Below are 18,016 nucleotides of genomic sequence, written 5' to 3' on the forward strand. Positions count from 1 at the left end.
GCGGTCCGTGTGACCTGCGGCGCGACGCTGTGCGGGTGTAGCTCAATGGTAGAGCACTAGTCTTCCAAACTAGCTACGCGGGTTCGATTCCCGTCACCCGCTCCATGCCCTCGGGGCCGGTCGGAAGAAGTCCTCTTCCGACCGGCCCCGAGGCGTTTCCCGGTCCGAGATGCCGGGTCGGGCGGGCGCACGCAGACTGGGCTGAGATCAGTCCCCTCTCGCTGTCGCCCCTCCCGCCGCAGCGTCGCATCGGAGGCAGTCCATGAAGGACCTGAAGTTCGAGCAGGAGCGTTCGCTGTCCCGCGTCGAGGCGGCCGATCAGCTCTTGATGCTCGCCACCGCCCTGCGGAAGGGCGGGGAGGCCGATCTGGCACTGGGGGCGGGAACGCTGAGCCTGCGGATCCCCGACGAGCTCCGCTGCGAGGTGGAGCTGGAGGTCGAGGACGGGGAGATCGAGCTGGAGATCGAGCTGACCTGGTCGATGGGCCGGCCCGAGAAGAGCCCGGCCGCCGGGCGGTCGGCGGCGAAGTCCTCGAAGGTTTCCAAGCCTTCCAAGGCTTCGAGGGCCTCCAAGGACAAGGCGGGGGCGAAGGCTGGGACGGCGAAGGCCGGGGCGAAGGCCTCGGCGGGCAAGGCGGCGAAGCCGAAGGCCGTGGAGGCGAAGGCCGCCAAGCCGAAGGCGGTCAAGGCTGAGGCCGTGAAGACGAAGGCCGCGAAGGCGAAGGCGGACAAGTCCGTGGTGGCGAAGCCGAAGGCCGACAAGCCCAGCTTGGTGAAGGCCAAGGCGGCCGACAAGCCCGCCAAGCCGGTGGCGGCCGGGTCGGCGAAGCCCAAGGCGGACGAGCCGCCCGCGTCGGCGAAGTCGGCGAAGGCCGCGCCCGCCAAGGGGACGGCGAAGCCGGCCGCAAGGACGAAGGGGGCCATGAAGGCCTCCTGAGCCCGTCCGAGGGCCCGCCCACCGGCCCCTCGCCCGGGAGGGGCCCGTCGACCGGCGGTCGGCCCGGAGCGCGGCGGTCGGCCCCGAAGACGACGGTCGGCTCAGAACTTGATCGAGGCGACCGTCTGCGTTATCGAGTCCAGGAAGCGCTGGATGTCGTCGGCCATGCCGGTGGAGGCGAGGAAGAAGCCGAAGAGCACGGCGACGACGGCCGGGCCGCCCTTGAGGTTCCCCCCGCGGATCAGCACCACCAGGATGATTGCCAACAGCAACACCACAGACAGTGAAATGGCCACAACTGATCACACCCTCGGTCGGTCCCGCCTTGCCCACCAGGGAGCCCGTGATCCCGGAACACCCCCCGCTGTCTCCATCGTGCCACCAACCCCCCTGCCCCCGCTGCCTGGTGGCGAATCGTCGTGGAGAAGATCACCTCGGGCGGGCGGCCCCGGTCAGACCGGCCGGGAGATGAGGAGCAGGGCGCGGTCGTCGTTGACGTCCTTGGCGACGGCCTCGATCAGATGCCAGGCGACGCCCTCGAAGCCGTCGGCGACACAGCGGTCGGCCTCGCCGGTGAGGCGGTCGATGCCCTCGGCGATGTCCCGGTCGGCGGCCTCGACCAGGCCGTCGGTGAAGAGCATGAGGACGTCGCCGGGGTGGAGCGAGCCCTTCACCGGGTGGAACTCGGCGCCGTCGTAGACACCGAGCAGGGGGCCCTCGGCGGCCTTCTCCTCCCAGCGGCCGCTGCCCGCGTGGAGCTGGAGGGCGGGGAGGTGCCCGGCGGAGAAGAGCTCGTAGTCCCCCGACTCCAGGTCGAGGACCAGGTGGATGGAGGTGGCGAAGCCCTCGTCCCAGTTCTGGCGCAGCAGATAGCCGTTGGCCGCGGGGAGGAAGCCGTCCGGCGGGAGTGAGCCGAGGAGTCCGCCGAAGGCGCCGGACAGCAGCAGGGAGCGGGAGGCCGCGTCCATGCCCTTGCCGGACACGTCGGTGAGGACGACCTCCAGGGTGCGGCCGCCGTGGGTACGGGCGGCGACGACGAAGTCGCCGGAGAAGGACTGGCCGCCGGCCGGGCGCAGCGCCATCTCGCGGTGCCAGCCCTGCGGGAGCCGGGGCAGGGCGCTCTGGACGCGGATGCGTTCGCGCAGGTCGAAGAGCATGGTGCCGCCGCGCCGCCAGGGCACCCCGACCCGGGCCCGGAACTGGGCGATGAGCAACCCGAAGAGACCGCAGGCGGCGACGACCAGGACGGTGCCGGGGGTGACCCGGGCGGGGCCCTGGGTGTAGGGGCCGAGGACGACGGACTCGACGATGAGGGCGCCCGCGGCGGCGGCGTACAGACCGAGCAGGCTGGCGGGGCGGAGCAGCAGTCCGCCCGCGACGATCGGCAGGACCAGTGCGGCGGGGGCGCACCAGACCGGGTCGAGGAGGGTTCCGCAGGCGATGGCCGGAATCATCAGGAGGAGTCCGGCGAAGGCGAGCCAGTCGGAGCCGTCCCCGCGGAAGTAGTCGACGCCGGACTTGCGCAGCGCGCTGCGGGCCCGGCGTGCGCGTCGGCGCGTCCGGGCCGCGTACGTGTTCACTCCGGCGCGGTGTCCCATTGGCCTGGACCCTATCCATCCCGTCCGACATCGCGCAGGGGTACCCCGGTGACAATGTGCGTGAAATCGGGTCGCCCCGGGCGTGCGCCGCTGATATCGATGGCATATGACTACTGAACTGCGGGTTCTCGACCCGACCGAGTGGGATCGCTGGTACGAGGTCCTGGAGCTGGCGTTCGGGGGTGTGGCGGAGGCCCCGGAGGAGCGGGCGCTGTGGCGCGACCTGACCGAGTTCGACCGTTTCATGGGTGCGTGGGACGGCGATCTCTGTGTGGGGACGGCGGGTGCGTTCTCGTTCCGGCTCACGGTGCCGGGCGGGGCGTCGGTGCCGGCGGGCGGGGTGACGATGGTGAGCGTGGCGGGGACGCACCGCCGGCGCGGAATCCTGACCTCGATGATGCGGCGCCAGCTCGACGACCTCCGGGCGGCGGGCGAGTCGCTCGCGGTGCTGACGGCCTCGGAGCCGGAGATCTACGGGCGGTTCGGTTACGGCCTCGCCTCGTTCGCGGCGCGGGCGGCGATCGACACGACCCGGGTGCGGCTCTCGGTGCCGGAGGGCACGGACGAGGTGTCGCTGCGGCTGGCCGGTCTGGAGGAGTCGTCGCCGGTGTGCGAGGAGGTGTACGCGAAGCTGGTGCCGTCGCGGCCGGGCATGATCGCCCGGTTGCCGCACTGGGAGCGCGAGCCGCTGCTCGATCCGCCGGGCGACCGGGAGGGCGCCTCGCCGAAGCTCTGCGTGCTCGCGGAGCGGGCCGGGGAGGTCGTGGGGTTCGCGCAGTACGCGATCAAGCCGAAGTGGTCGTCCGCGGGTGCCGACGGGTCGGTCGCGGTTCATCGGCTGATGGGGCTCGACGCGGTGGCGGAGGCGGCGCTGTGGCGGTTCCTCTGTTCCGTGGATCTGACCAGGGAGGTGCTGATCCACAGTTGTCCGGTGGACGACGCCTGGCAGCACCTGGTGAGCGATGTGCGGCGCTGCTCCCCGACGCTGCGGGACGTGCTGCACCTGCGGCTGGTGGAGGTGGGCGCGGCCCTGGAGGCGCGGACGTACCAGGCGCCGCTGGACGTGGTGTTCGAGGTCGAGGACGCCTTCTGTCCCTGGAACGAGGGGCGTTGGCGGCTGACGGGTGACGCCAAGGGAGCGACCTGTGTACGGACCGCGGATCCGGCGGACCTCGAACTGTCCGTGCGGGAGCTGGGCGCGGCGTATCTGGGCGGAGTTCCGCTGATGTCGCTGGCGGCGGCCGGGCGGGTTCGGGAGCGGCGGGAAGGCGCGCTGGTCGAGGCGTCGGTCGCCTTCGGGTCCCCCGTGGCCCCGTGGCTGCCGCACGGGTTCTAGGCCCTGTCGTCTCTTCCGGATCCCGCCGGTCGGGCAGGCCGGAAGGAACGCCCCTAGCGGGTCTGGCAGCCGGGGCACCAGAAGAGGTTGCGGGCGGCGAGGTCGGCGGTGCGGATCTCTTCGCCGCAGAGCAGGCAGGGCTGGTGGGTCCTGCGGTAGACGTACACCTCGCCGCCGTGGTCGTCGACGCGCGGCGGGCGGCCCATCGCCTCGGGGGTGTGTTCGGGGCGGACGGTGTCGATGCGGTTGAGGCGGACGCCCTCCCGCATGAGTCCGACGAGGTCGGTCCAGATCGCGTCCCATTCGCGGCGGGTGAGGTCCTTGCCGGCGCGGTACGGGTCGATGCCGTGCCGGAAGAGGACCTCGGCGCGGTAGACGTTGCCGACGCCGGCGATGACCTTCTGGTCCATGAGCAGGGCGGCGATCGTGGTGCGGGACTTCGAGATCCGGCGCCAGGCCTTGTCGGGGTCGTCGCCGGCGCGGAGCGGGTCCGGGCCCAGGCGGTCGTGTATCGCCCGCTTCTCGGCGTCGGTGATCAGGGCGCAGGTGGTGGGGCCGCGCAGGTCGACGTACGACTCCGGGTTGGCGAGCCGCAGCCGGACCGTGTCAGTGGGCGGCGGGGCGGGCGCGTCGCCGAAGTTCACCTTGCCGAAGAGACCCAGGTGGATGTGGACCCAGCCGATTCCGGCGAAGCCGAGGAAGAGGTGCTTGCCGTGGGCCTCGGTGGTGTCGAGCACCGTGCCGTCGAGGAGCGCGGCCGAGTCGGTGAACTTGCCCTGTGGGCTGGTGACACGCGCGGACCGGCCGCCGAACCGTTCCCGGTGGTCGGCGGCCAGTCGGTCGATCGTGTGCCCTTCGGGCATCAGGCGGTCGGCTCCTGCGGGTGGTGGGCCGGGATCGGGGGGAGCTCGCCGGTGTTCTCGTACGCGGTGAGCATGTCGATCCGGCGGGTGTGACGCTCGTCACCGGAGTACGGGGTGCTGAGGAAGATCTCGACGAACTTGGTCGCCTCTTCCCGGGTGTGCATCCGGCCGCCGACGGAGATGACGTTGGCGTTGTTGTGCTCGCGGCCGAGGGCGGCGGTCTGCTCGCTCCAGGCGAGGGCGGCGCGCACCCCCTTCACCTTGTTCGCGGCGATCTGCTCGCCGTTGCCCGAACCGCCGATGACGATGCCCAGGGCGTCCGGGTCCGCGGCCGTCTTCTCGGCGGCGCGCAGGCAGAACGGCGGGTAGTCGTCCAGGGCGTCGTAGATGTGGGGACCGCAGTCGACGGGCTCGTGGCCGTGTGCCGTGAGCCACTCGACGAGGTGGTTCTTGAGTTCAAAGCCGGCATGGTCGGAACCGATGTAGACGCGCATGAAGGCGAGTGTGGCATGTCGGGGGCCGGGTAGGCGGCATCGGGGTCGGGACCTTCACCCGGTCTGGTACGGACCTTCGCCTCTCGCGGAGTGGTCCTCACAACTATCCGGAATGAGGTCTTCCGATCACCCCCGTTCACAGGGTTGAATGCTCGGGCTCGCGACCCGAGCAGCCCCCACACGCAAGGAAGCGTTCATGAACACGCAACCGACCCTGACGAAGGACGGCGAGGAGACCGGTACCCCCGGGACACCGCACTCCTCCGACGGTCTCAAGGCCGGTCTCAAGAACCGTCACCTCTCGATGATCGCCATCGGCGGCGTCATCGGTGCCGGCCTCTTCGTCGGCTCCGGCTCCGGCATCGCCGCGGCCGGCCCCGCGATCCTGCTGTCCTACTTCCTCGTCGGCGCCATGGTCGTCTTCGTGATGCGGATGCTCGGCGAGATGGCCGCCGCCCGGCCGTCCTCCGGATCGTTCTCCGCCTACGCGGACCGGGCCCTCGGCCGCTGGGCCGGCTTCAGCATCGGCTGGCTGTACTGGTTCTTCTGGGTCGTCGTCCTCGCCGTCGAGGCGACCGCGGGCGCCAAGATCCTGGAGAGCTGGATCCCGGCCGTCCCGCAGTGGGGCTGGGCGCTCATCGTGATGGTGGTGCTCACCGCCACCAACCTCGGCTCCGTCGCCTCCTACGGCGAGTTCGAGTTCTGGTTCGCCGGCATCAAGGTCGTCGCGATCGGCGCCTTCGTCGTCATCGGCATGCTCGCCGTCTTCGGCGTGCTGCCCGGCTCGGACAACCCGGGCGCCGGATTCGCGCACCTCACCGACAGCGGGGGCTTCTTCCCGATGGGTGCGGGAGCGATCCTCACCGGTGTGCTGATGGTCGTCTTCTCCTTCATGGGCAGCGAGATCGTCACCCTCGCCGCCGGTGAGTCCGAGGACCCGCAGAAGGCCGTCACCAAGGCCACCAACAGCGTGATCTGGCGCATCGGCGTCTTCTACCTGGGCTCGATCTTCGTCGTCCTGACCCTGCTCCCGTGGAACGACAAGTCGATCGTCGAGAAGGGCTCGTACGTCGCCGCCCTCGACTCCATCGGCATCGCGCACGCCGGTCAGATCATGAACGTGATCGTCCTGACGGCCGTGCTCTCCTGCCTGAACTCGGGCCTCTACACGGCCTCCCGCATGGCCTTCTCGCTCGGCCGCCGCGGCGACGCGCCCAAGGCCTTCGCCAAGGTCAACAAGCGGGGCGTGCCGACGGCCGCGATCCTCGGCTCGGTCGTCTTCGGCTTCGTCGCGGTCTTCTTCAACTACAAGTGGCCGGACACCGTCTTCGCCTTCCTGCTCAACTCCTCCGGCGCGGTGGCGCTCTTCGTCTGGCTGGTCATCTGTGTGACCCAGCTGCGGATGCGCGGCATCATCCTGCGCGAGACGCCGGAGAAGCTGGTCGTGCGGATGTGGCTCTTCCCGTACCTGACCTGGGCGACGATCGCCATGATCGTCTTCGTCCTCGGCTACATGATCTACGACGGCGGCAGCGCCCGTGAGCAGGTCGTGCTCTCCCTGCTGGTGGCCGCGCTGGTGATCGCGATCGCGCTGGTCAAGGAGCGGCTCGTCAAGTCCCCGAAGCAGGACTCCGAGCTCGTCTGACGCTCTGACGCCAGAGGCCTCACACACGAGAGGGCCCGCCGTTCCTCGGGGAACGGCGGGCCCTCTTCTCGTGCGCGGGGGACTCAGCCCTTGCGGCCGACCAGCTTCCACGCGGCCGGCAGGGCGCCCATGGCGAGCGCCGCCTTGAGCGCGTCACCGATGAGGAACGGGGTGAGGCCGGCGGCGACGGCCTGGCCGAGGCTCATGCCGGTGGCGAGGGCCAGGTAGGGCACGCCGACCGCGTAGATGATCGCGGAGCCGAGGACCATCGCACCGGCCGTGCGGAGCACCGAGCGGTCGGCGCCGCGGCGGGCGAGGGCGCCGACGACGGTCGAGGCGAGGAGCATGCCGAGGATGTAGCCGAAGGACGGCATGCCGTAGCCGGAGGTGGCCTGCGCGAACCACGGCACGCCCGCCATGCCCGCCACCGCGTACAGGGCCAGGGCGAGGAAGCCGCGGCGGGCGCCGAGCGCGGTGCCGACGAGGAGCGCGGCGAAGGTCTGGCCGGAGACCGGGACCGGGGAGCCGGGGACCGGGACCGAGAGCTGCGCGGCGAGACCGGTGAGGGCGGCGCCGCCGACGACCAGGGCGATGTCGCGGGTACGGCTCGCGGGGAGCAGGTCGGCGAGGACGGTGCCCGCACGGAGGGAACGGACGGGGGCGGCGGCGGTGCTCATCGGTACTCCGCGGGGGTGAGGGTGGGTGGGACAGGTTGACGCTATGCCAGGAGTGAACGCCCGATCACCGTCAGCCGCCGACAAAGCAGCGGCCGAGTGCTTCGTGGAGATCAAACAAACCCCGCTGATCACACCTCGCGCCACGTGACGCTTGTCACTAGGAACTCACGCCTGGAGGTCCCTTTTGCGCCAGGGGTCGTTCACTGGAGAGACTGTGGGGTCTCCATAAACCGTCAGAGAGCACGAGCCCCCACATGCACGACTCCCTCGCCTCCGAACCGGAGCCCCTCTCCCACGGCCTGAAGCAACGTCATCTGACGATGCTGGGGCTCGGCGGCGTGATCGGCGCCGGGCTCTTCGTCGGCTCGGGGGCGGGCATCGCCGTCGCAGGACCCGGCATCGTGGTCTCGTATCTGATCGCGGGCACGCTCGCGATGCTGGTCATGCGGATGCTGGGCGAGATGTCGGCGGCGATGCCTGCGTCCGGGGCGTTCTCCGTCCATGCCGAGCGGGCGCTCGGCCGGTGGGCCGGCTTCTCGGTGGGGTGGCTGTACTGGTTCCTGCTCGTCGTCGTGCTGGCCGTGGAGGCGACGGGGGCGGCGCGGATCGCGCACGGCTGGGTGCCCGGTGTCCCGCAGTGGGGCTGGGTGCTGATCTTCATGATCGTGTTCACCGTGGCCAACCTCGCCGCGGTGAAGAACTTCGGCGAGTTCGAGTTCTGGTTCGCCGCGCTCAAGGTCGGCGCGATCGTCCTCTTCCTGGTGCTCGGCGTGCTCGCGATCGTGGGCCTGCTGCCCGACACCGACCCCGTGGGACTCGCGAACCTGACCGGCCAGGGCGGCTTCCTGCCGAACGGCTGGGCGGGAGTGGTCTCCGGGGTGCTCGCGGTGGTCTTCGCCTTCGGCGGCCTGGAGGTCGTCACCATCGCGGCGGCCGAGTCCGACGACCCGGCGCGGAACGTGGCGCGCGCGGTGCGCAGCGCGGTCTGGCGGATCCTCCTCTTCTACGTGGGCTCGATGCTGGTCATCGTGACGCTGCTGCCGTGGACCTCGATGAAGCCGGGCGAGTCGCCGTACGTGGCGGTCCTGGACTCGATCGGGGTGCCGGGGGCGGGCCAGATCATGAACGTGGTGGTGTTCGTGGCGCTGCTCTCGGCGCTCAACGCCAACCTGTACGGCTCCTCGCGGATGGTGTTCTCGCTCGCGGAGCGCGGGGAGGCGCCGAAGGGGTTGCTCCGGGTCTCGGGCGGAGGGGTGCCGCGCCGGGCGGTGCTCGCGTCGGTGGCCTTCGGGTTCCTCTCCGTCCTCCTCAATCTGAAGTGGCCGGATTCCGTCTTCCTCTACATGCTCAACGCCGTCGGCGCGGTACTGCTCTTCGTCTGGGCCCTGATCGCGGTCTCGCAGCTGCGGCTGCGGCGCCGGATCGAGCGGGAGGCGCCGGAGACGCTGACGCTGCGGATGTGGGGCTTCCCGTGGCTCACCTGGGTGGCGCTCGCCGCGATGGGCGCGGTGCTGGTCCTGATGCTCTTCGACGACGGGGCCCGGCCGCAGGTGCTGTGGTCGGGGGCGGCGACCGGGGCGGTGCTGCTCGTGGCGTGGCTGCGGGAGCCGCGTACGAAGCGGGGTTAGATCTTCACCTTGTGTGAAGGTCGTGCCCGTATAGCGGACATCCGTTCCCTGTGAGCGGTGCGGGCCCACAGACTGTGGGCTCCCTCCCCGTCTCAGCTAGTGAACAGGGCTCGCCCATGTCTCGGACCACCGCGCCCGCGCCGGCCGACCGCAAGGACGGCGCGACCGCATCTGCCGAGGGCCTCACCCACGGCCTCAAGCAGCGCCACCTCTCGATGATCGCCCTCGGCGGTGTCATCGGAGCCGGGCTCTTCGTCGGCTCCGGCGCCGGTATCGCCGCGGCCGGGCCCTCCATCGTGATCGCCTACGCGATCTCCGGCATCCTCGTGATGCTGGTGATGCGCATGCTCGGCGAGATGTCCGCGGCGAACCCGGCCTCCGGCTCCTTCTCCGTCCACGCCGAGCGGGCCTTCGGCTCCTGGGCGGGCTTCACGTCCGGCTGGGCCTTCTGGTTCCTGCTCTGCGTCGCCGTCGGCCTCGAGGGCATCGGTGCCGCGAAGATCATGACCGGCTGGTTCCCGGGCAGCCCCGAGTGGGCCTGGGTCGCGCTCTTCATGCTGGTCTTCTGCGCCACCAACCTGGCGGCCGTGAAGAACTTCGGCGAGTTCGAGTTCTGGTTCGCCGCGCTCAAGGTCGGCGCGATCGTCCTCTTCCTCGGCATCGGCGTCCTCGCGATCGTCGGGGTCCTGCCCGGCACGGACGCCCCCGGCGCCACGAACCTCACCGGTGACGGCGGTTTCTTCCCGCACGGCTCCGAGGGTCTGATCGTGGGTCTGCTCGCCTCGGTGTTCGCGTACGGCGGTCTGGAGACGGTCACCATCGCGGCGGCCGAGTCCGAGCACCCGGTTCAGGGCGTCGCCAAGGCCGTGCGGACGGCCATGTGGCGGATCGCGCTCTTCTACATCGGTTCGATGGCGGTCATCGTCACCCTGGTCCCGTGGGACGACAAGGCGGTCGTCGAGAAGGGCCCGTACGTCGCGACCCTGGACCACCTGGGCATCCCGGGCGCCGGCCAGATCATGAACGTGGTCGTGCTCGTCGCCCTGCTGTCGGCGATGAACGCCAATATCTACGGCGCCTCCCGCATGGCCGGCTCGCTCGTCTCGCGCGGTCAGGGCCCGAAGGCCCTCGGCCGCACCTTCGGCGGGGTCCCCCGCCCGGCGGTGCTCGTCTCCTCCGTCTTCGGCTTCGCCTGTGTGCTGCTGAGCTACTGGCGTCCGGAGGACATCTTCGTCTGGCTGCTCAACACGATCGGCGCCATCATCCTGGTCGTCTGGTTCTTCATCGCCGCCTCCCAGCTGGTGCTGCGCCGCCGCACCGAGCGCGAGGCGCCCGAGAAGCTGGTCGTGCGGATGTGGGCCTTCCCGGTGCTGACCTGGGTGGCGCTCGCCGGCATGGCGGCGATCTTCGTCCTGATGGCCCGCGAGGAGGGCACCCGGGTGCAGCTGTACTGGACGGGCGGCCTCACGCTGCTGCTCGCCGCCGTCGGCTTCACCCGCCAGAAGCTGCGGGGTCCGGTGACCGAGGAGGCCTGAGCCTCCCCTTCCTACGCGACCGCGCCCCGTCGAGCTGCTGCTCGGCGGGGCGCGGTGCCGTCTCCGGACATCGTCGGCCCGTTCGGCGGAGCGCTCGGAAGCAGTACGAACGACCACAGGCGTAGGACCGACTTAGGACCAAGGGCTGATCAATATCTGCTGCACCTACTGTTAGCCTGCACTTGCATAAGGGTTGCAATAAGAGGTCAGGCGAAGGGCTCGGCAATGGCGATCTACACACTTCCGGAGCTGCCGTACGACTACGCGGCGCTGGAACCGGTGATCAATCCGCAGATCATCGAGCTGCACCACGACAAGCACCACGCCGCGTACGTCAAGGGCGCGAACGACACCCTGGAGCAGCTGGAGGAGGCGCGCGACAAGGATCAGTGGGGGGCGATCAACGGCCTGGAGAAGAACCTGGCCTTCCACCTCTCCGGCCACATCCTCCACTCCATCTACTGGAACAACATGAACAGCCCGAAGGACGGGGGCGGCGGCGAGCCGCTGGCCGCCGACGGCGTCGGTGACCTCGCGGACGCGATCACCGAGTCCTTCGGCTCCTTCGCCAAGTTCAAGGCCCAGCTGACCAAGGCCTCCGCGACCACCCAGGGCTCCGGCTGGGGTGTCCTCGCGTACGAGCCGATCAGCGGCCGGCTCATCGTCGAGCAGGTCTACGACCACCAGGGCAACGTCGGCCAGGGCTCGGTGCCGGTCCTGGTCTTCGACGCCTGGGAGCACGCCTTCTACCTGCAGTACAAGAACCAGAAGGTGGACTTCATCGAGGCCATGTGGCAGGTCGTCAACTGGCAGGACGTGAGCAGGCGCTACCACGCCGCCAAGGCCTCCGTACCGCTGATCTCCTTCTGATCCGGAGCCCGCCGAGGCTCCCCCCGTCGTCCTGCTCGTGATCGTCTTCTCAACCTTCACCTGCGGGCGGATGAAAGAAGAACCCCCGTGATGACGTGAATCACGGGGGTTCTTCCATGCCTCCGGAGAGGCCGCGCCGGCTAGTGGAAGCTGGGGTCCGCGGTGCGGGTGCGCTTGATCTCGTAGAAGCCCGGCGTCGCCGCCACGAGCAGGGTGCCGTCCCACAGCCGGGCCGCCGCCTCGCCGCGCGGGGTCGGGGTGACGACGGGACCGAAGAAGGCGACCTCGTCGCCGTCCGGGCCCGGCACCGCGATGACCGGGGTGCCGACGTCCTGCCCGACCTTCTCTATGCCCTCCGTGTGGGAGGCGCGCAGCTCGCTGTCGTAGGTGTCCTTGTCGGCGTACTCGACCAGGTCCTCCGGCAGACCGACATCGGTCAGGGCTCCGACGATCGCCTCGCGGGTCGGGCCCTCGCCGTTGTTGTGGAAGCGGGTGCCGAGCGCCGTGTAGAGCTTGCCGACGACCTCGTCGCCGTGCAGCTGCTGGGCGGCGACGACGACCCGGACGGGGCCCCAGGCCTTGGTCTCCAGCATCTCCCGGTATTCGACCGGGACCTCGTCCAGCCGGTTCTCGTTGAGCACGGCCAGGCTCATGACCTTCCAGCGCACGTCGACCGGGCGGACCTGCTCCACCTCGAGCATCCAGCGGGAGGTCATCCAGGCCCAGGGGCACAGCGGATCGAAGTAGAAGTCGGCGATGGTCCTGCTCTCGGACATGTCACTCCTCGGTACGGCCGTGGCGGAAAGAAAGGCGGAAAGAAGACGGTGGTGCGCCGAAAGGAGGGAACCCGCTCGCGCCCGAGGGCATTCCCGTGTCTCGGGTGACAGCTGCACATGGGAGGATCGGTGCTGTTTCGAACGTGCCACGAAGGAGTGACCGTGCCCGGTGAGAATCTGTCCCGCGACGAGGCCCACGAGCGGGCAGCGCTGCTGTCCGTCGACGGCTACGAGGTCGTCCTCGACCTGCGTTCCGCGGTCGGCGACTCCGACGAGGCGGTGCGCACCTTCCGCTCGCAGACCACGATCCGCTTCCGCCGCACCGGCGAGGGCACCGGCACGTTCGTGGACCTGATCGCCCCGTCCGTGACCGCGGTCACCCTCAACGGGCGCTCCCTCGACCCGGCGGTCGTCTTCGACGGCGCGCGGATCGCGCTCGACGGCCTCGCCGACGAGAACACCCTCGTGGTGGACGCCCAGTGCGCCTACAGCCGGACCGGCGAGGGCATGCACCGCTTCGTCGACCCGGAGGACGGCGAGGTCTACCTCTACACCCAGTACGAGCCGGCCGATGCCCGCCGCGTGTACGCGACCTTCGAGCAGCCCGACCTGAAGGCCCCGCACCTCTTCTCGGTGACCGCGCCCGAGGGCTGGACGGTCTGGTCGAACGGTGTGGGCGAGCAGGACGCCGAGGGCGTGTGGCGGTTCGCCGCGACGGCGCCGATCTCCACGTACATCACCTGTGTCGTGGCGGGCCCGTACCACTACGTCACGGACAGCTACCGGCGCACGCTGGCCGACGGGACCGAGCTGGAGATCCCGCTCGGCGCGATGTGCCGCAAGGGCCTCGCCAAGCACTTCGACGCGGACGACGTCTTCCTGATCACCAAACAGGGCTTCGACTTCTTCCACGACAACTTCGACTACCCGTACCCCTTCGGGAAGTACGACCAGGCCTTCGTCCCCGAGTACAACCTCGGCGCGATGGAGAACCCGGGCATGGTGACCTTCCGCGAGGAGTACATCTACCGGGGCAAGGTGACGCAGGCGGCGTACGAGCGCCGGGCCAACGTCATCCTGCACGAGATGGCCCACATGTGGTTCGGCGACCTCGTCACCATGGTGTGGTGGGACGACCTCTGGCTGAAGGAGTCCTTCGCGGACTTCATGGGCTCGTTCTCGCTGGCCGAGGCGACCCGCTTCACCAACAGCTGGGTGACCTTCGCCAACAACCGCAAGGCCTGGGCGTACCGCGCCGACCAGCTGCCGTCCACGCACCCGATCACGGCCGACATCCGTGACCTGGAGGCCGCCAAGCTGAACTTCGACGGCATCACGTACGCCAAGGGCGCGTCGGTGCTCAAGCAGCTCGTCGCCTACGCGGGCCGGGACGCCTTCCTGGAGGGCGCGCGCCGCTACTTCAAGCGTCACGCCTACGGGAACACGCGGCTCGCCGACCTCCTCGCGATCCTGGAGGAGACCTCCGGCCGCGACATGAAGTCCTGGGCGAAGTCCTGGCTGCAGACCTCCGGCGTGAACACCATGACGCCGGCCGTCACCTACGACGCGGAGGGCCGGATCACCGAACTCGCCGTCCTCCAGGAGGGCGACGAGCTGCGTCCGCACCGCGCCGCCGTCGGCCTCTACCGGCTCACCGGCGGGGAGCTCGTCCGGTACGCGCGGGCCGAGGCCGACATCACCGGGGCCCGGACCGTCGTCGACGACCTGGCGGGCGAGGAGAAGCCCGACCTCGTCCTCGTCAACGACGACGACCTCACCTACTGCAAGGTCCGCTTCGACGAGGGGTCGCTCGCCACCCTGCGCGCGCACCTCGGCGACATCACCGACCCCCTCGCCCGAGCCCTGTGCTGGTCGGCGCTGTGGAACCTGACCCGCGACGGACTGATGCCCGCCCGGGACTTCGTCTCCGTCGTCCTCGCCTTCGCGGGCCGCGAGACCGACATCGGCGTCCTCCAGATGACCCACGCCTGGGCCAAGTCGGCGGTCACCCTCTACGCGGCCCCCGAGTGGCGCGAGGAGGGCGGGCGGCAGGTCTCCGAGGGCGCCCTGCGCGAGCTGCGGGTGGCCGAGCCGGGCAGCGAGCACCAGTTGACCTGGGCGCGGTTCTTCGCCGCGACGGCCTCCTCCGAGGCCGACCTCCAGCTCGTCGAGGGGCTCCTCGACGGCTCGGCGAAGATCGACGGGCTCGACGTCGACCAGGAGATGCGCTGGTCGCTGCTCTCGCCGCTGGCCGTGCACGGCCGCGCGGACGAGGTCCGGATCGGCGAGGAGCTGGCCCGGGACGACACCGCGACCGGCAAGCGCCACCAGGTCCGCTGCCTGGCCTCGCGGCCCTCGGCCGCCGTCAAGGCGCAGGCCTGGGCGCAGGTCGTCGAGTCGGACACCCTGTCGAACGCGCTGGTCGAGGCGACCATCGCGGGCTTCGTCCAGCCCTCGCAGCGTGAACTGATCGCCCCCTACGCGGAGAAGTACTTCGCGGTGATCGAGCGGCTGTGGGCCGAGCGGTCGATCCAGATCGGCATGGACATCGTCCGGGGCCTGTTCCCGGGGCTCCAGGACGACGAGGCGACGCTGGCCGCCACGGACGCCTGGCTGTCGGCGCACGAGTCGGCCGCGCCGGCGCTGCGCCGGCTCGTCCTGGAGTCGCGCGACGACCTGGCGCGGGCGCTGCGGGCGCAGGCCTGCGACCGCCTCGCCGTCTGAGGCACCGGCCGACGACGGGGGTCGCGGGCTTCGGCCCGCGGCCCCCGTCGCGTTGTCCGGGCCTCCCGGGCGCGCCCCTCATCGGCACTCGAACGCGCGTACTTTAGGGCGAGCTTGTCCCCAATTGTCGACGAGCGTGTAACAGGGGTTAGGGGAGCCTTCGGGAGCGGAAGACCCCCGGCATGAACCACAACACCCCCATCACCCCCCGCCCCCTCCCCCTCGCCTCCCCCACCGGCGTCACGGAACGCCTCGCGTCCGCCGACCAGTTGAGGGCCCGGGGCATTCCCGCCGGCGAGGTCGCCGCGCACTGCCGGCCGGGCGCCTGGCAGCAGCTCCTGCCCGGTGTGTTCCTGCTCCGGCCGGGTCCGCCCACCAGCGAGGACCGGCTGCACGCCGCACTGCTCTACGCCCGCAGGACCGGCGCCGTCCCCCCGCAGGGCCCCGACGCGATGATCACCGGCCTCGCCGCGCTGACCCTGCACCGCTTCTCCTCCGCTCCCCCGCTCACCGCCCTGGACCGGATCGACGTCCTGGTCCCGCGCACCCGGCGGCTGCGCTCGACCGGCTGGGTGCGGGTGGTGCGCGCCCCCGAGTCCCCCGAGCCGGTCGAGCTGACGGGAGTCCCCGTCGCCCCGGTGGCCCGCGCCGTCGCCGACGCGGTGTCCGGGCTCACGGACGCGGAGACCGTGCGCCGGCTGCTCACCGAGGCGGTCCGCGGAGGGCACTGCGAACCGGGCGCGGTGGTGCGTGAGTTGAACCGCGCCCGGCTGCTCACCCGGCCGCACGTGGTGGACGCGGTGGACGCGCTGCTGGCCGAGGGGCGCTCGCTCTCCGAGGAGCGGCTGTACGAGATGGTGCGGGAGTTCGCCCTGCCGGACCCGCTGTGGAACGTGGACCTGCGGCTGCCGGGCGGACCGCACCTGGGCGGGGTGGACGCCTACTGGCCCGACCAGGCTGTCGCCGTCGAGCTGGACACCCGGGCGCCGCGGCAGGAGGACGACGCGCTCTGGTCCGAGTACACCCGCAAGCGGGAGCACCTGGAGCGGCTCGGCATCACGGTCGTCCACCTCACCCCGCGCAAGCTGCGCGAGGCGATGGACCAGCAGGCGGCCGTGGTGCGTACGGCCCTGATGGCCGCGCCCGACCGGCAGCCCGCCACGTATGTCGTCGTCCTGCCGCGGTGAGGGGTCAGCGCTTGGGCGTGACGCCGCAGAACTCGGCCTCCAGGACGCTGTTGCCGTCGCCCGTCCAGTCGGCGTTGAAGTTCATCGCGAGGGAGTGCCCGCCGTCGCGGGTGGCCTGGGCCTCGGAGGAGGAACCGTGGATGCCGCCGCCGTGACCCCAGATCTCCTTGCCGCAGCTGAGCTTCTGCTTCATGAGCCCGAGTCCGTACCCCGCGCCGGGGATTTCGGGGGAGATCGGGACGGTGGTGGTCATCTCCTTCATCTCGGCCTTCGGGAGCAGCCGGCCCTTGAGCAGGGCGCGGTAGAAGGTCTGGAGGTCGTTGGAGTCGGAGATCATCTCGCCGGCCGCGTAGGCGATGGTGGGGCTCAGCCGGCTGACGTCGTGGACCTGGGCGTCCGGGTCGGCGGAGAGCGTGGACCAGGCGGGGGAGCTCGGCTTCGGCATCCGCACATCGGTGCCGGGGACGCTCGTGGCGCGGAGCTTGAGCGGCTTGACGATGCGGTTCTCGACCGCCTTGCCGTAGGGACGGCCGGTGACCTTCTCGATCACCATGCCGGCGAGCACGTAGTTGGTGTTGGAGTAGTTCCAGTCGGTGCCGGGGGCGAAGTCCGGCGCGTGGGTCATGGCGATGTCGACGAGCTGACGCGGGGTCCAGCGGTCGTAGCGGTGCTCCAGGAAGCCGGGGCCGAAGATCTTCTCCTGGAAGCCGGGGTCGGCGGTGACGCTGTAGACGCCGCTGGTGTGGTTGAGCAGTTGGCGGACGGTGATCCTGCGGCCGTCGTGGCCGTTGCCGCGGACGACACCGGGCAGCCACTTCTCCACCGGGTCGTCGAGGTCGAGGCGGCCCTCGGCCTGGAGCTGGAGGAGGACGGTGGCCACGAAGGTCTTGGTGATGGAGCCGACCCGGAAGCGGTCGTCGCCCCCGCGCTCGCCCGCGGTGCCGGTCCAGCCGCCCCGCCCGTCCCGGGCCTGGGCGACGGCACCGGGAACACCGGCGTCGACCGCGGCCAGGAGCGCCTGCCGGGTGGCCTCGTGGTCCGGCTTCGCCGGTGCGGCGGCGAGGGCGGGGCCGGCGAGCGCCGTGGCGGTGAGCCCCGCGACCAGGGCGGCGGCGAGGACGGTGCGGGTCGTGCGTACGGCTGACATGCGGGCTCCCCTGTGACGGTGCTGCGTGTGCTGCGGTCGACGGGGAGGACCGCGGGGCCCGCTCGGCGGTTGAGCGGGGTCGCGCCGGTTGAGCGCTTTTCAGCCGTTCGACGGATCGGCGAGCCGGGAGCGTCCGACCGGGGGCCGCTCGCGCCACAGGTCGAGGCCGATGTCGACGAGTTCCACCCGTTCCAGACCGGCGACGGCGTCGAGCGGGTGCCCGGCGGCGAGGTCGGTGGAACCACCGGTCTCGTTGCGCAGCTCACCCCCGGTGACCCGCGCCTCGTAGATGATCCGCAGGCCCTGGAAGTCGCCGGGGGCCGCGAGGCGGCGCAGCCAGGAGCGGCGGATGGAGTCGATCCCGAGGAGGGCGGTGGGTTCGGCGAGACAGCCCGTCTCTCCCCCTAGGCCCGGCGGCCTGGGGGGACCCCCACCTCCACCTCACGGACCACGGTCCGCACGGGTTCCTCTCCGTGGTCCATGCCGCCGCCCGGCAGGGTCCACCGCCTGGTTCCGTCGCTCGCGACCCAGCGGGCCAGGAGGACCTGCCCGTCCCGGACGCACACGGCGTAGGCCGCCACCCTCAACTCCTGCTTCAT

At 70.9% G+C, this 18,016-nt stretch carries 15 protein-coding genes, 1 tRNA gene and 1 pseudogene; 9 read left to right on the forward strand and 8 right to left on the reverse strand.

The genetic code is table 11. The annotated features are described in order from the left end of the window. Positions 1-31: 31 nt before the first annotated feature. Positions 32-105: transfer RNA gene (locus tag IE311_RS01390), tRNA-Gly, on the forward strand. Positions 106-262: 157 nt separating this feature from the next. Next, positions 263-937: an amphi-Trp domain-containing protein gene (locus IE311_RS01395; RefSeq protein ID WP_189829626.1), complete on the forward strand. Its 675-nt coding sequence runs from the start codon at positions 263-265 to the stop codon at positions 935-937. 101 nt (positions 938-1,038) lie between these two features. Here IE311_RS01395 and IE311_RS01400 read toward each other — a convergent pair whose 3' ends face one another. Next, complete coding sequence (locus tag IE311_RS01400; RefSeq protein WP_015033610.1) at positions 1,039-1,233, reverse strand: hypothetical protein; 195 nt, start codon at positions 1,231-1,233, stop codon at positions 1,039-1,041. A 156-nt stretch (positions 1,234-1,389) separates the two neighbouring features. Further along, positions 1,390-2,535, reverse strand: coding sequence for a PP2C family protein-serine/threonine phosphatase (locus tag IE311_RS01405; protein ID WP_189829627.1), 1,146 nt, complete (start codon positions 2,533-2,535; stop codon positions 1,390-1,392). Positions 2,536-2,641: 106 nt separating this feature from the next. Here IE311_RS01405 and IE311_RS01410 point away from each other — a divergent pair, with 106 nt between their 5' ends. After that, complete coding sequence (locus IE311_RS01410; protein WP_189829628.1) at positions 2,642-3,871, forward strand: GNAT family N-acetyltransferase; 1,230 nt, start codon at positions 2,642-2,644, stop codon at positions 3,869-3,871. Between the two features lie 53 nt (positions 3,872-3,924). Here the strand turns inward: IE311_RS01410 and IE311_RS01415 are convergent, their stop codons facing one another. After that, entirely contained in the window at positions 3,925-4,734 is an 810-nt protein-coding gene (locus tag IE311_RS01415; protein ID WP_189829629.1) for an Fpg/Nei family DNA glycosylase, read from the reverse strand. Beyond that, complete coding sequence (locus IE311_RS01420) at positions 4,734-5,228, reverse strand: ribose-5-phosphate isomerase (RefSeq protein ID WP_189829630.1); 495 nt, start codon at positions 5,226-5,228, stop codon at positions 4,734-4,736. The genes IE311_RS01415 and IE311_RS01420 overlap by 1 nt, the downstream gene beginning before the upstream one ends. Positions 5,229-5,424: 196 nt before the next feature. On the opposite strand from IE311_RS01420, the gene IE311_RS01425 reads away from it, so the two are divergent. Further along, entirely contained in the window at positions 5,425-6,873 is a 1,449-nt protein-coding gene (locus IE311_RS01425; protein ID WP_189829631.1) for an amino acid permease, read from the forward strand. Between the two features lie 83 nt (positions 6,874-6,956). Here IE311_RS01425 and IE311_RS01430 read toward each other — a convergent pair whose 3' ends face one another. Then, positions 6,957-7,550 carry a biotin transporter BioY gene (locus IE311_RS01430; RefSeq protein WP_189829632.1) on the reverse strand — a complete coding sequence of 198 codons (594 nt, stop codon included), beginning with the start codon at positions 7,548-7,550 and terminating at the stop codon, positions 6,957-6,959. Positions 7,551-7,804: 254 nt separating this feature from the next. Here IE311_RS01430 and IE311_RS01435 point away from each other — a divergent pair, with 254 nt between their 5' ends. The 3 genes from IE311_RS01435 to IE311_RS01445 all read left to right on the forward strand — a co-directional run bounded on the left by IE311_RS01435 (position 7,805) and on the right by IE311_RS01445 (position 11,583). After that, on the forward strand, positions 7,805-9,178 hold the full coding sequence (locus IE311_RS01435) for an amino acid permease (protein ID WP_189829633.1): 1,374 nt from the start codon (positions 7,805-7,807) through the stop codon (positions 9,176-9,178). Positions 9,179-9,294: 116 nt separating this feature from the next. After that, positions 9,295-10,713, forward strand: coding sequence for an amino acid permease (locus tag IE311_RS01440; protein WP_189829634.1), 1,419 nt, complete (start codon positions 9,295-9,297; stop codon positions 10,711-10,713). A 225-nt stretch (positions 10,714-10,938) separates the two neighbouring features. Continuing rightward, entirely contained in the window at positions 10,939-11,583 is a 645-nt protein-coding gene (locus IE311_RS01445; protein WP_189829635.1) for a superoxide dismutase, read from the forward strand. Between the two features lie 140 nt (positions 11,584-11,723). Here the strand turns inward: IE311_RS01445 and IE311_RS01450 are convergent, their stop codons facing one another. Beyond that, positions 11,724-12,359, reverse strand: coding sequence for a mycothiol-dependent nitroreductase Rv2466c family protein (locus IE311_RS01450; RefSeq protein WP_189829636.1), 636 nt, complete (start codon positions 12,357-12,359; stop codon positions 11,724-11,726). Between the two features lie 162 nt (positions 12,360-12,521). Here IE311_RS01450 and pepN point away from each other — a divergent pair, with 162 nt between their 5' ends. Beyond that, the gene (pepN, locus tag IE311_RS01455; protein ID WP_189829637.1) at positions 12,522-15,083 is read left to right on the forward strand and encodes an aminopeptidase N; all 2,562 of its coding nucleotides are present in this window, start codon (positions 12,522-12,524) and stop codon (positions 15,081-15,083) included. A gap of 182 nt (positions 15,084-15,265) precedes the next feature. Next, the gene (locus tag IE311_RS01460; protein WP_189829638.1) at positions 15,266-16,270 is read left to right on the forward strand and encodes a hypothetical protein; all 1,005 of its coding nucleotides are present in this window, start codon (positions 15,266-15,268) and stop codon (positions 16,268-16,270) included. Between the two features lie 4 nt (positions 16,271-16,274). On the opposite strand, the gene IE311_RS01465 is transcribed toward IE311_RS01460, so the two are convergent. After that, positions 16,275-17,417, reverse strand: coding sequence for a serine hydrolase domain-containing protein (locus tag IE311_RS01465; protein WP_189829639.1), 1,143 nt, complete (start codon positions 17,415-17,417; stop codon positions 16,275-16,277). A gap of 99 nt (positions 17,418-17,516) precedes the next feature. Next, a pseudogene (locus IE311_RS01470) lies at positions 17,517-18,016 on the reverse strand (NUDIX hydrolase).

The organism is Streptomyces zaomyceticus, assembly GCF_014656215.1.
GTDB lineage: Bacteria > Actinomycetota > Actinomycetes > Streptomycetales > Streptomycetaceae > Streptomyces > Streptomyces zaomyceticus.